Source organism: Kiloniella laminariae DSM 19542 (assembly GCF_000374005.1).
GTDB lineage: Bacteria > Pseudomonadota > Alphaproteobacteria > Kiloniellales > Kiloniellaceae > Kiloniella > Kiloniella laminariae.
This window is the reverse complement of the sequence record NZ_KB893168.1, coordinates 1-13,372: the sequence shown is the minus strand read 5'-3', so window position 1 is coordinate 13,372 and position 13,372 is coordinate 1. Positions and strand designations below refer to the sequence as shown.

The following is a 13,372-nucleotide window of genomic DNA, read 5'->3' as shown; positions in this document are numbered from 1 at the left end:
ACTATCCATATTTTATAACAGATCTCTCAGTCGATAATAGGTCATGGCGAGGGCAAGAGCTGGAGTTCGCATCAATTTCCCACCAGGAAACGTCCGGTGAGGAATACGGGCAAAAACATCAAACCGTTCGGCATCTCCAGCAATACTTTCAGCGATCAATTTACCAGCAAGCCCGGTAAGCACAACACCGTGGCCAGAAAAACCGTGCGCAAAATAAGTAGAAGAGCTGATTTTACCAAAATGAGGCAGGCGATTGACAGTTATGGCAACATTTCCACCCCAGGCATAGTCAACCTTCTTATGCGCAAGTTGTGGGAAATACTCCAGCATGGTTTTTTGCATGGCCCTGCCGATATCAGCCGGGTCTTTGCCGGAATAACTGACCTTGCCGCCAAACAGAAGTCGACGGTCACCGGAAAAACGATAATAGTTCAGCACAAAAAGAATATCAGCGACAGCAGCGTTACCAGAAATAAGCTCTTCAGCTTCTTCCTTGCTAAAGGGATCAGTTGCCAAAATATAGGTGCCGACAGGCATAATCTTCCTGTCAATCTGCTGCTCCAGGCCATCAAGATAAGCATTGGCACAAAGCGCGACATGTTTGCACCGGACAGTGCCCTTGTCTGTATAAACCCGGGGAGAACTTCCATGCGTAATCTTGATAACCCGGCTGTTCTCATAAATAACAGCCCCTGCATTTTCAGCAGCCGAGGCAAGACCTAAAGTGTAATTGAGCGGGTGAAGATGTCCACCTCTGGGATCAAAAACACCGGCAAGGTACCGATCGCTGGCGATTTTTGTTCTTATCGCCGTCCGGTCGAGCAATTCGCACCCCTTGTAGCCAGCGCTTTCCAGATCGTCAGCATATTCCTGTAAATCATCTATATGTCGCTGCTTGGTTGCGACATGATAATGACCAGAGGCCAGATCACACTCAATATTGTGTTTGGCAATGGTGTCCCTTGCCAGATCCATGGCTTCTTCCCCCATGGTCCACAATTTCTGGGCATCATCACGCCCGAGCATCTTGATCATGTCCTGATAGGACTGGTTGTAGCCGATAATCATCTGGCCGCCACTGCGCCCCGATGCACCCCAGGATATGCAATTGCCTTCAAGCAAGATAACCCGGTAGCCTTTTTCTGCAAGATGAAGGGCAGCCGAGGTTCCTGTCATGCCTCCACCCACAACACAGACATCGCAGTCATGCTCCCCTTCCAGAGTAGGGCGAAGCGGGGCAGGGTTCATACTTGCGCTGTAATAGGAATTGATATGGTCGTGGCTCATGTTGTCACACTGTCCTGAGATACCAGTCAAATTCAACAGGAGAAATCAGACTGTTAAACCGCTGTCTTTCTGCACGCCTGCACATCGTGAAAATCTCACAATATTCCTTGCCGAGGTATTCCGGGAGGATCGTTGCGCTTTCAAAGGCATCAATCGCATCGGGCCAGATAATCGGCAGGGTGGTTTCCAACTGTTCGTACGCATTTCCTTTGATCCGTGGCCCTGGATCAATTTTGTTCTCAAGGCCATAGAGAATTCCTGCCAGAACAGCTGACATGACAAGATGGGGGCTGGCGTCGGCACCAGCAACCCTGTGCTCGATACGTGTTGCAGAGGGATGTCCTGCAGGGATGCGCAAAGCAACTGTTCTGTTGTTGATCCCCCAGCAAGGTGTGTGGGGGGCATAGGATCCAAGCTGAAAGCGTCTGTAGGAGTTGGCATTGGGGGCAAGCAAGGCCATTGATTCGACCATAGAGGCATTCATTCCCCCCATCGCCCATTTGATCTCGTCACTTAAGCGCTCTTCGCCATGCAGTCCGGGGCCCTGGAAAACATTCTTGCCGTTTTCATCCAGCAGGCTGACGTGGATATGGGTTCCGTTCCCAGATTCTGCGGTATAGGGCTTCGCCATGAAAGTTGCTTCCATGTCATGACGTTGAGCGACGTGTTTGATAAGTCTTTTCAGCAAAATTGCCTGATCACAGGCGAGCAGGGGGTCATCAACATGATGAAGGTTGACCTCATACTGCCCGGGAGCATATTCGGCAACCATCGTGTCTGCAGGAATCCCCTGAGCCTTGGCTGTTGCGGCAACTTCATCAATAAAATCATCGTAATCATACAGTTCATCAATGCCATAAACAGCAGGGGAATCATGGCGCAAACCGGATATCGGAGAAATCGGCGGTTGGGGGTGTCCGGCAGGTGTTCTGTTCTTGTCGATCAGGTAGAACTCCAGTTCGACGGCCGTTACCGGCTTGAGTCCCATTTTTGTGAAGCGGTCGATAAGGTTTTGCAAAACATGTCGTGGCTCTGCAAAGAAGGGCTCGCCGTCCTCTTCATGCATTGTCAGTAATACCTGGGCCAAGCCCTTGCGGTGCCAAGGGACAGGTTTTAGTGTCCCGGGAACGACCCGACACACCCGATCGGCATCCCCGTCACGCCATATCAGGCCAACACCTTCCACGTTGGCGCCAGTGGTATCCAGACAGAAAATGGACCCGGGCAGCAAAATTCCTTCTTCATATACAGCAGCCAGCTTGTCGCGGGTAATCCGTTTGCCGCGTAAGATACCATTGCCATCTGCGATCAGCAGTTCAATCAGGCCGATCTCAGGATGCTCCTCAAGAAAGGTAATGTGTTCAGAATTTTGATCTGTTGTCGTGTTCATTTTATTTATCGCCTTTGGGTACGAAACTCGGTAAATTATGCTCATTCCTGAGCTTACCTTGTCAAGAGATGTTAAAAAAAAAGAACTACAATTCTTGAATAACCAACAAATCACCATGCCCGTTCTATATTTTTTACACACATTTAATTGCATGATAATAAATAACAATATTTGTTTTTTGTAAAAAAATTGAATTATAATTTCTTTTTTTAGTTCTCTTTCGTAAAAATCAGCTCTATCATTTGTTCAAAATAACGATCATCGCGTTTTGGAGTCATGCATCCCATGCGTTCAAGAAAAGCTGTCATTGGCATATCAACCTGCCGAACATCCCGTAACGGCAACGAATATGACAGTGTCAGCAGGTATTATTCCGAAGCTGTGGCTTTTGTTTCCAAAGCCATTCCTCTTGGTATTCCCTCTTTGGGGGACAGGCTGGATAGCGACGAATTACTGGAACAGATTGACGGTCTTCTTTTTACAGGCAGCCCTTCAAATGTAGAGCCCGGCCTCTATGGGGCGCCCCCCAGTGAACAAGGAACCCTTCATGATCCGGCCCGGGATGCCACCACACTGCCTTTGATCCAAAAGGCACTTGATAAAAAGATCCCGTTTCTGGCAATTTGTCGGGGTTTTCAAGAGCTTAACGTTGTTTTGGGGGGTACCCTTCATCAAAAAGTGCAGGATGTGCCGGGAAAAATGGACCATAGAGCCGATTATGACGCACCGATTGCTGATCGGTTTGCTTTGGCTCACGAAATTGAACTTGCACCGGATGGCAGACTTTTTAATCTCATCAAAACAAACAAGGTTCAGGTAAACTCTGTGCATGCGCAGGGTGTGAATCGCCTTGGGGAGGGGCTGCTTGCAGAAGCTTATGCCCCAGACGGGTTAGTTGAAGCCGTCAGTGTTTCCGGGGCTTCTGCATTTGCACTGGCAGTGCAGTGGCACCCGGAATGGAATGTCAGTGATAATGAACTCTCCAATGCGATATTCTCGGCTTTTGGAGAGGCTTGCCGGGAACGGGCGAACCACCGGCAAGTTTGACGACAAACAAAACACAACAGGTGAATTATGACGTTTGAGGAATTGGAAAAATGGTGCAAGGATCGCCGGATTACTGAGGTGGAGTGTATGATTCCGGATATTTCCGGAGTGCCTCGCGGTAAGATCCTGCCAACCGAGAAATTCCTGCGCGGGATTGGCAGTCAGGGACACCGTCTGCCCGAGAGCATCTTTACACAAACTGTCACAGGCGAGTTTCCAGAAGAAGACACCTGGGTCGACATAGTGGATCGGGATGTTATCCTTGAGCCCGACCTGACAACCATCCGCCCGGTCCCCTGGTATAAAGAACCTACCGCCCAGGTGATCTGTGACTGTGTTTATCCTGATGGACGTCCTGTTGATATTTACGCCCGTCAGATCCTTCGCACGGTTCTCAAGCTTTATGAGGCAAAGGGATGGCAACCGATCATTGCCCCCGAGCTTGAGTTTTATCTGGTACAGAAGAACATCGATCCGGACCTTCCGCTAGTGCCACCTATTGGTAAAAACGGTCGCCCAGAAACAGCCCGTCAATGTTATGGCATTGATGCTGTGAACGAATTCGACCCGGTGTTCGAGGATGTCTATGACTATTGTGACGCACAGGGACTGGATATCGATACTCTGAACCACGAAGCCGGGGCAGCGCAGATCGAGATCAACTTCCTTCATGGGGATCCGCTGTCACTGGCAGATCAGGTTTTCCTGTTCAAGAGAACTGTGCGCCAGACGGCTCTTGCCCATGATATCTATGCAACTTTCATGGCCAAACCGATGGCAAATGAGCCGGGCAGCTCCATGCATGTTCACCACTCGGTTCTTGATGTCAAAACCGGCAAGAATATTTTCACCGATGAACAGGGTAATGCATCGCCACTGTTTGGAAACTTTATTGCGGGTCTGCAGCATTACGCCGGGGCTGCGACATTGTTTTTTGCACCGAATATCAATTCTTATCGTCGTTTTTCCTATGAAGAAGCGCCAATCAATATCCACTGGGGAGTGGACAACCGCAGCTGTGGTCTTCGGGTTCCCAATTCCAGCCCTGAAAGCCGTCGGGTAGAAAACAGACTCTGTGGTTCGGATGTTAATCCTTATCTGGCTATCGCAGGCAGTTTGCTCTGCGGTTATCTGGGGATTGAAAAGAAACTGAAAGCGCAACCTGAAATGACGGGCAGTGCTTATGGTCTGCCTCGGGGTGTTCCCATGTATCTCTCAGATGCAGCCGCAACGCTGATTGCATGTCAGCCAATTCGGGATGTACTCGGAGACCGCTTTGTTGAAGCTCTCTGTGCGACCAAACTGGTCGAGTACCAGAATTACCATACAGTTATCAGTTCGTGGGAACGCGAACATCTGTTGCTCAATGTTTAAGGACCGGATGTTCCCTGACCGGGAAGTCTGAGGAGGGTGTTATGAATCATATGAATAAAAGTACAGAATACTGGCAGGGCCTGGACCGGGAACATCATCTCCACCCCTTTACTGATGCCAAATCCCTGAATGAAAAAGGGGTGCGCGTCATGACCAAGGCGGATGGCGTTTACCTCTGGGATTCAGAGGGTAACCGGGTTCTTGACGGGATGGCAGGACTTTGGTGTGTCAATCTGGGATATGGACGCAAGGAACTTGTTGATGCCGCACAACGGCAAATGCTGGAGCTGCCTTTCTATAATACTTTTTTCCAGACATCGAACATTCCGGCAACTGAACTTGCGGGCCTCCTGGCAGAAGTCGCCCCTGCGGGTATGAAACATGCTTTCTTTGCCAATTCCGGTTCAGAAGCTGTTGATACGGCCATCAGAATGGTGCGTCGCTACTGGCAAGCAGAAGGCATGCCAGAACGCAATGTCATTATCAGCCGGAATAACGCTTATCATGGAAGCTCAGTTGCCGGTGCCTGTCTTGGCGGTATGGGAGCGATGCACGACCAAAGTGGCCTGATGATGCCAGGGTTTGAGCATATCATGCAGCCTTATTGGTATCAGGACGGCGGTGATATGAGCCCCGAAGAATTCGGGCTGGTAGCCGCAAGGGCTCTGGAAGAACGCATTCTGGCTGTCGGACCGGAAAAGGTTGCTGCCTTTATTGGCGAACCCATTCAGGGGGCAGGGGGCGTTATCGTGCCGCCGGACAGCTACTGGCCTGAAATCCAGCGCATCTGTACCCAGTACGGTGTTTTGCTGATTGCCGACGAAGTCATCTGTGGCTTTGGTCGTACAGGAAAATGGTTTGGATCGCAGACTTTCGGTTTCACGCCTGATCTTATGACCATGGCCAAGGGGATGTCCTCAGGCTACATGCCGATCTCTGCAGTGATGGTTGGTGAAAGAGTCGCCAATACTCTGATTGAAAAGAGTGGTGAATTCTATCACGGCTATACCTATTCAGGCCATCCTGTTGCCGCAGCAGTTGCCATCGAAAATATCCGCATCCTAAAGGAAGAACGGATCATTGAACGTGTCGCAGAAGACACTGGCCCCTATTTCCAGGAAAAGATGAAGGATTTTGAGGAACATCCACTGGTCGGGGAAGTTGTGGGCAAAGGCCTGGTCGCAGGCATGGTTCTGGTAAAAGATAAAAAAACACGTGAACTCTATGAAAATGGTTCGGATGTTGGCACCATGTGCCGGAACCACTGCTTCAGCAATGGATTGATTATGCGGGCTTGTGGAGACCGGATGGTACTCTCTCCACCTCTGGTGATTTCCAGAGCAGAAATTGACGAGATGTTGGACAAGGCAAAGTATTGTCTTGATTTAACTGCCAAAGATCTTGGAAAATTGTAACTGGAAATGGGAACCCAGACTCGAGAACATAAAAATCTTGGGTCTGGGGTTTCGAGTTACATTTGCAGGATAGATAAAAAACAACAGGAGGCTACATCGTGAAAACCTTAGGGAATGGTTTGTTCACCAGTATTATTGCATTGGGACTGACACTCGGAGCTCAGGCCCAGGCGGAAGAGGTTGTAAAGGTTTACAACTGGTCAGATTACATCGACGAAGAAATCCTCGCAGAGTTTGAAGCAGAGACTGGCATCAAGGTTATCTATGATGTTTTCGATTCAAACGATGTTCTTGAAACCAAGTTGCTCGCAGGCAGCTCTGGCTATGATATTGTTGTTCCGTCTGGAACATTTCTTGGTCGCCAGGTTCAAGCCGGTGTTTTCCAGAAACTGGATAGATCCAAGTTAAGTAATTACGGCAACGTATGGGATGTCGTCTCTGAAAGGGTTGTAAAGTACGACCCGGAGAATGCCTATTCAATCAACTATATGTGGGGCACCACCGGTATTGGCTACAATGTTGACATGATCAAGGAGCGCCTTGGCATTGAACGCATTGATAGCTGGGATGTTGTATATCAGCCAGAAAACATTGCCAAGCTTGCTGATTGCGGTGTCTTTTTGCTCGACGCGTCTGACGAGATGATCCCAGCTGCTCTGAATTACCTTGGTAAAGATCCTGATAGCCGCGACAAGGCTGACTTTGAAGCTGCAGAAGAGCTTTTGATGTCAATTCGCCCATATATCCGGAAATTTCACTCTTCTGAGTATATCTCCGCCCTTGCCAATGGAGACATCTGTCTTGCTGTGGGCTGGTCAGGAGACATTCTGCAGGCACGTGACCGTGCCGCAGAAGCAAACAATGGTGTTGTCGTTGATTATGCCATTCCTAAACAGGGTGCCCTGATGTGGTTCGACCAGATGGCCATTCCCGCCGATGCTGAAAATGTAGATAATGCCCACAAGTTTCTCGACTACATTCTACGGGATGACGTAATGGCGAAAGCCTCAAACTACGTCTACTATGCAAACGGCAATCTGCCGTCACAGAAACTCCTGAATGAAGATGTGATTGGGGACCCTGCAATCTATCCTGATTCAGAAACGATGCAGAAGCTCTATACTCTGACTCCATATGACCCTAAATCGCAGAAGCTGGTTACACGTTCCTGGACACGTGTAAAAAGCGGAAGTTGATTTGAAAAAAGCGCCGCCTCATGAAAATGGGGCGGCATTTTTTATGCAGGGTTTCGGATTGAGGGCATCATGAATATTTCACCAAACAAGAAACCATCAGCTCGTTTTGCGCCCTGGGAAGATCCCGCGCAAAAGCCGCTGGTGCGTTTTGGTAATGTTACAAAGCGTTTCGGGTCATTTACAGCAATCGACAATATCAGTCTGGATATTTATGAGCGTGAGTTTTTTGCTCTGCTTGGTCCATCCGGATGCGGCAAGACCACCATGATGCGCATGTTGGCCGGCTTCGAAAAGCCTAGCGAGGGAACAATCTCGTTAGGGGGAGAGGATATTGCAGATATTCCTCCTTACAAGCGACCTGTAAATATGATGTTCCAATCCTATGCACTCTTTCCCCATATGACCGTCGAGGCGAATATTGCCTTTGGGTTGAAACAGGACAAATGGCCAAAACAGCAAATTAGCGAACGTGTTGAGGAGATGCTTTCTCTTGTTCAGCTGACCAAGTTTGCCAAACGGAAACCGCATCAACTTTCCGGCGGACAACGTCAGCGCGTTGCACTTGCCCGGTCTCTGGCAAAAAAACCCAAGCTCCTTCTGCTCGACGAACCACTTGGTGCACTTGATAAAAAACTGCGTGAAAAAACCCAGTTTGAACTGATGGATATTCAGGAAAAACTTGGTATGACCTTTGTGATCGTGACCCACGATCAGGAAGAGGCCATGACGGTAGCAAGCCGGATTGCGGTGATGGACGATGGAAAACTGATTCAGGTTGCCACGCCAGAAGTCATTTATGAATATCCCAACTGCCGTTACGTTGCCGACTTTATCGGCGATGTAAACCTTGTCGAAGGGCGGATCAGCTCCAAAACCGAAGAGATGGTAAAGCTCGCCTGGGCTGAGGGGCAGGGGGACATTGATATTTCTAACAAAAATGGTTGTGCTGCAGGTGAGAATGCCTGTTTGGCAATCCGCCCCGAGAAAGTTCATGTCACGCGGGAAGAACCACAGGATGTTGATAACAAGATCAGGGGCGTGATTCACGATATAGCCTATATCGGTAATCTCTCGACCTACTACGTAAAACTTGGAAACGGGCAGATTTTCAGAGCCCAGGAATCCAACCGCCGCCGCCTTGCCAACCGCGAATTTACCTGGGATGACCAGGTTTGGCTGTCCTGGCGGAATACCGCAGGCGTTCTTTTACAGAAATAGGAGGAAACAATGGATAGAAAATCTGGACGTTTCCTTCTCATAGGTATTCCCTATCTCTGGCTTGGATTGCTTTTTCTCGTCCCCTTTTTTATTGTCCTAAAAATATCTCTATCGGATATTGCTGTTGCAATTCCACCCTATACCCCGACCTTTGATCTCGGTGCGGGATGGAGCGGTTTCATACAGTTTCTATCTGGACTGGATTTTGAAAACTACATCTGGCTGATTGAAGATGACCTCTATATCAACAGTTATCTGTCGAGCCTGAAAATTGCATTTTTTTCTACTCTGTTTGCCCTGCTAGTTGGTTATCCGATTGCCTATGCAATGGCGAAGGCACCATCTGAATGGCGACCGACACTTCTGATGCTGATAATCCTTCCATTCTGGACCAGCTTTCTGATCCGGGTCTATGCCTGGATTGGCATCCTGAAACCGGAAGGGTTCCTCAACCAGTTTTTGATGATGCTGGGCATCATTGATGAACCTTTGCAGATTATCAATACCGATACCGCTGTCTATATCGGCATTGTCTATTCCTATTTGCCCTTTATGGTTCTGCCGCTTTATTCCGCCCTCGAAAAACTGGATGGCGCTTTACTTGAAGCTGCCGAAGATCTGGGCTGCACAGCTATCCAGGCTTTCTGGAAAGTCACCTTTCCTCTTTCCATGCCCGGGATCGTGGCGGGTTGTTTCCTGGTTTTCATCCCCGCAATTGGCGAATTTGTTATTCCGGACCTTCTCGGAGGATCTGATACGATCATGATTGGAAAAACGCTCTGGGCGGATTTCTTCAGCAACCGGGACTGGCCTTTGGCATCTGCAGTTGCTGTGGTCTTGTTACTTCTCTTGATCGTGCCGATTGTTCTTTTCCAAAGACAACAAGAACGGGCACAGGAGGCTGAAAAATGAACAGTCGTTTTACCTGGTTTAACGCGACAAGCCTCACCCTTGGTTTTGTCTTTCTGTATCTGCCGATTCTGCTGTTGGTGATCTTCAGTTTTAACGAATCTCGCCTAGTTACGGTCTGGGCCGGTTTTTCGACCAAATGGTATGTTGAACTGTTTCAGGATGAAGCTTTTCTTGATGCCGCTCTGGTCACCTTGCGGGTCGCCCTGTTATCGGCAACAGTTGCAACAATTCTGGGGACTCTTGCCGCTGTTGTGATGATCAGGGCAGGGCGCTTCAGGGGACGTACACTCTTTTCCGGAATGATATATGCTCCTCTGGTGATGCCAGAAGTTATTACTGGCTTGTCATTACTATTGCTATTTGTTGCCATCGGGATTGATAGAGGATTCTGGACAATTACAATTGCCCATATAACTTTCTCCATGTGTTATGCGGCTGTCGTGGTATCTTCCAGAATGGTGACTTTCGATACTTCGCTGGAAGAGGCTGCCACAGATCTGGGCTGTACCCCTTTTCAGTCCTTCATCAAGGTTACCCTGCCGATTATGGCACCGGCAATTGTATCAGCATGGCTTCTGGCCTTTACCCTCTCTCTTGATGATCTTGTAATTGCATCGTTCACCTCTGGTCCTGGTGCCACAACCCTGCCCATGAAAATATACAGTCAGGTCCGCTTGGGTGTAACACCACAAATCAACGCTCTTTCAACCATTCTTATTTCGGTTGTAACGCTTGGGGTGCTGACGGCCTCTTTCTTGACCCGGCGCGCAGAAACCAAACGAAAAGCAGACGAGCTTCTGGCTGGCTCCTGATATAGGCCAGCTGTAGTCCAAAACAAATCCCTGCGATTTTTAGGTGAAAATCTATTATTGCAGGGATTTTTTTATCCAGAATCCTCACCTGCGTTATCTTGTCGCAAACAAAAAAATAAGTAGTGATTAATCTTTATATTCATAAAGTTATAAAAATATTTTCTTTGTCTTTGCTCTATATCAATCTCAAAAATTTAATTTTGCTTAATCATTATCCCTGATTGTAAAGCCGAAATTTGATCTGACCTGTCTAAAGCAGGGCAATCTAATTCGTTCACAAGATTCGTATGGGGCAAAAGTCGCCATCTGTGGCAACAGGCTTGTTTTTCCGAGGGAATGCCAATGTTCATTAATAATTTCCAGATCAAACATCTGGGTATGATTTTCTCCGCGTTGATGCTGGCTGTTGTCGGCGTCATTGGTGCCGCAAGTTATTTTAGTAACAATGAAGAAGCCAACGTCATCAACGACCTTGCAATGACAGTCGTTTTTTCATCTCTGCTTCTCATGGCCGTCATGAATATCTGGTGGACAAGAACCCACCTGACAAACCCCATGACAGCCTTGACACAAACAATGACCTCTCTTGCAGAAGGGAATCTGAAAATCGACGTTCCTGCTGTTGGCTGGAAAAACGAGATTGGTCAAATGGCGGGAGCAGTACTTGTTTTCAAAGAAAATGCCATTCGTATTCGCCAGATGGAAGCAGAACAGCAAGAACAGGAAAGCCGGTCTGCATCAGAACGAAAAGCCCTGATTGAAAAAATGGCCAGCGATTTTGAAACCCGGGTTGGAAAGACAGTATCCGAGGTAAAAGACGCTGCAAACGATATGAAATCTTCCGCACAGATTTTGACGGGAACAGCAGAAAAAACATCCGTCCGAGCCACGACGGTTTCTGCAGCATCGGAGGAAGCGGCAACAAATGTTCAGACGGTTGCTTCAGCCGCAGAAGAGCTTACAGCCTCCGAACGTGAAATCAGCCGTCAGGTCAATCGCTCTTCGGAAGTGGTTGCTGGTGCTGTTGAAAAAGCCCAGGGTGCCCATCAGACCGTTGGAACCCTGGTCAGTTCAGTGAGTGAAATTGGCAAAGTTATCGAGCTGATTACAGGTATCGCAGAACAGACCAACCTCTTGGCTCTCAACGCGACAATCGAGGCAGCCAGAGCGGGAGAAGCGGGAAAAGGGTTTGCTGTGGTTGCCAGTGAAGTCAAAAACCTGGCCAACCAGACCGCGAAGGCAACTGAGGAGATCAGTGGCCAGATTTCAGGTGTTCAGTCCGTTACCGAAGAAGCCGCTGCCGCGCTTGAAGCCATCGGGAACTCTATTCGCGAAGTCAGTACAATCTCGAATGCCATCTCCATTGCTGTTGAAGAACAGGCAGCGGCAACCCAGGAGATCGCGCGCAATGTCGAACAGGCTTCAGCCGGAACACAACAGGTATCCCGGAGTATCGAAGATGTAACGGAAGCTGCCAGCCAGACGGGCAAGACAGCACACATGATACTTGATGCATCAGAAAACCTCTCCAAACAGGCGACTCACCTACAGGAAGGCCTTGATCAGTTTCTTGCACAGGTACGAGCTGGATAGTTTCTGTTGCAGCATCAGAATATTGTGACCAATAAACCGGGTTCTGTCAGGGAGCCCGGTTTCTCTTTTTGACAATACAGCAATCTGCCGGGGACGTATTTTGCATTGTCGTTTTGCCTCTGGTGCGTAATTGGGCTACAAAGTGTCGCGCAGACGTCTGCGACACAACCTGATACCGTTTACTCAGGGTAAAACCCTGATAGGATCAGGGTTATTGATAACAAAAATTCATGGACAGAGCTTGTCTCTGCCTGCAAAACGGAGACCATAAACGATGACCCGCACGATCGTCAGTTCCGCCACGAAAGAATTTGCAATCGGTTTTGACGAGCCTTTCTGCATCATCGGCGAGCGTATCAACCCGACTGGCCGCAAGCTGCTGGCCGCAGAGATGGCGGCTGGAGATTACAGCCGGGTCGAGGCTGACTGTCTGGCCCAGGTTGCTGCGGGTGCGCACATGCTGGACGTGAACGCGGGCATTCCTCTGGCAGATGAGCCAAAGATCCTGGCCGAAGCCATTCAACTGGTCCAGAGCCTGACCGATCTGCCGCTGTCGATTGACTCCTCCATCATTGATGCACTGGAAGCTGGCCTGAAGGTCTACAAGGGCCGGGCGCTGGTAAACTCGGTGACCGGTGAAGATGAATCGCTGGAGCGGGTTCTGCCACTGATCAAGAAATACGATGCGGCTGTTGTCGCTATTTCCAATGATGAAACCGGAATCTCCGAAGATCCGGACGTGCGTTATGAAGTGGCCAAGAAAATTGTCCAGCGCGCTGCGGATCACGGTATTTCCCATGACCGTATCGTGGTTGATCCCCTGGTGATGCCAATCGGTGCCATGGGCACAGCCGGGAAACAGGTCTTTGCCCTGCTGCACCGTCTGAAAACCGAGCTGAAGGTCAACACCACCTGTGGTGCTTCCAACGTTTCTTTTGGTCTGCCNAACCGTCACGCCATGAACGCCCACTTCCTCGCCATGGCGGCAGCTGCTGGCATGACTTCTGCGATCATGAACCCGCTGCACGAAGAAGAGCTGGCCGGGATCCGCGCCTCTGACGTGCTGCTGGCCAAAGACGCAAACTGCCTCAACTGGATCAAGAAATACCGTGAACCAGCCCCTGAAGG

General features: G+C 49.2%; 11 protein-coding genes. 9 read left to right on the top strand and 2 right to left on the bottom strand.

Translation table 11 applies throughout. The features are described from left to right. Window positions 1–12: 12 nt before the first annotated feature. Window positions 13–1,287, bottom strand: coding sequence for an NAD(P)/FAD-dependent oxidoreductase (locus B152_RS0117910; RefSeq protein ID WP_020593816.1), 1,275 nt, complete (start codon window positions 1,285–1,287; stop codon window positions 13–15). Between the two features lie 4 nt (window positions 1,288–1,291). Then, entirely contained in the window at window positions 1,292–2,677 is a 1,386-nt protein-coding gene (locus B152_RS0117905) for a glutamine synthetase family protein (RefSeq protein ID WP_020593815.1), read from the bottom strand. A gap of 285 nt (window positions 2,678–2,962) precedes the next feature. On the opposite strand from B152_RS0117905, the gene B152_RS0117900 reads away from it, so the two are divergent. The 9 genes from B152_RS0117900 to B152_RS0117860 form a co-directional block, all read left to right on the top strand. Beyond that, on the top strand, window positions 2,963–3,724 hold the full coding sequence (locus B152_RS0117900; RefSeq protein WP_020593814.1) for a gamma-glutamyl-gamma-aminobutyrate hydrolase family protein: 762 nt from the start codon (window positions 2,963–2,965) through the stop codon (window positions 3,722–3,724). A 27-nt stretch (window positions 3,725–3,751) separates the two neighbouring features. Beyond that, the gene (locus B152_RS0117895) at window positions 3,752–5,098 is read left to right on the top strand and encodes a glutamine synthetase family protein (protein ID WP_020593813.1); all 1,347 of its coding nucleotides are present in this window, start codon (window positions 3,752–3,754) and stop codon (window positions 5,096–5,098) included. 41 nt (window positions 5,099–5,139) lie between these two features. Further along, window positions 5,140–6,513 carry an aspartate aminotransferase family protein gene (locus B152_RS0117890; RefSeq protein ID WP_020593812.1) on the top strand — a complete coding sequence of 458 codons (1,374 nt, stop codon included), beginning with the start codon at window positions 5,140–5,142 and terminating at the stop codon, window positions 6,511–6,513. 98 nt (window positions 6,514–6,611) lie between these two features. Then, window positions 6,612–7,709, top strand: a complete 1,098-nt coding sequence (locus tag B152_RS0117885) for a polyamine ABC transporter substrate-binding protein (RefSeq protein WP_020593811.1) — start codon at window positions 6,612–6,614, stop codon at window positions 7,707–7,709. 69 nt (window positions 7,710–7,778) lie between these two features. Next, window positions 7,779–8,927 carry an ABC transporter ATP-binding protein gene (locus tag B152_RS0117880; protein WP_020593810.1) on the top strand — a complete coding sequence of 383 codons (1,149 nt, stop codon included), beginning with the start codon at window positions 7,779–7,781 and terminating at the stop codon, window positions 8,925–8,927. Between the two features lie 9 nt (window positions 8,928–8,936). Further along, entirely contained in the window at window positions 8,937–9,839 is a 903-nt protein-coding gene (locus B152_RS0117875; protein ID WP_020593809.1) for an ABC transporter permease subunit, read from the top strand. Next, complete coding sequence (locus tag B152_RS0117870) at window positions 9,836–10,651, top strand: ABC transporter permease subunit (protein WP_020593808.1); 816 nt, start codon at window positions 9,836–9,838, stop codon at window positions 10,649–10,651. The genes B152_RS0117875 and B152_RS0117870 overlap by 4 nt, the downstream gene beginning before the upstream one ends. 342 nt (window positions 10,652–10,993) lie before the next feature. Further along, window positions 10,994–12,244 (top strand): methyl-accepting chemotaxis protein, encoded by a 1,251-nt coding sequence (locus B152_RS24260; RefSeq protein WP_020593807.1) that lies wholly within the window; start codon window positions 10,994–10,996, stop codon window positions 12,242–12,244. A gap of 274 nt (window positions 12,245–12,518) precedes the next feature. After that, a partial coding sequence (locus tag B152_RS0117860; RefSeq protein WP_020593806.1) for a dihydropteroate synthase occupies window positions 12,519–13,372 on the top strand: 854 nt, incomplete at its 3' end.

Excerpts from the sequence above, each read along its gene's own strand:
- B152_RS0117910 (WP_020593816.1), bottom strand. The coding sequence starts at position 1,287 with ATGAGCCACGACCATATCAATTCCTATTACAGCGCAAGTATGAACCCT.
- B152_RS0117905 (WP_020593815.1), bottom strand. The coding sequence starts at position 2,677 with ATGAACACGACAACAGATCAAAATTCTGAACACATTACCTTTCTTGAG.
- B152_RS0117900 (WP_020593814.1), top strand. The coding sequence starts at position 2,963 with ATGCGTTCAAGAAAAGCTGTCATTGGCATATCAACCTGCCGAACATCC.
- B152_RS0117895 (WP_020593813.1), top strand. The coding sequence starts at position 3,752 with ATGACGTTTGAGGAATTGGAAAAATGGTGCAAGGATCGCCGGATTACT.
- B152_RS0117890 (WP_020593812.1), top strand. The coding sequence starts at position 5,140 with ATGAATCATATGAATAAAAGTACAGAATACTGGCAGGGCCTGGACCGG.
- B152_RS0117880 (WP_020593810.1), top strand. The coding sequence starts at position 7,779 with ATGAATATTTCACCAAACAAGAAACCATCAGCTCGTTTTGCGCCCTGG.
- B152_RS0117875 (WP_020593809.1), top strand. The coding sequence starts at position 8,937 with ATGGATAGAAAATCTGGACGTTTCCTTCTCATAGGTATTCCCTATCTC.
- B152_RS0117870 (WP_020593808.1), top strand. The coding sequence starts at position 9,836 with ATGAACAGTCGTTTTACCTGGTTTAACGCGACAAGCCTCACCCTTGGT.
- B152_RS24260 (WP_020593807.1), top strand. The coding sequence starts at position 10,994 with ATGTTCATTAATAATTTCCAGATCAAACATCTGGGTATGATTTTCTCC.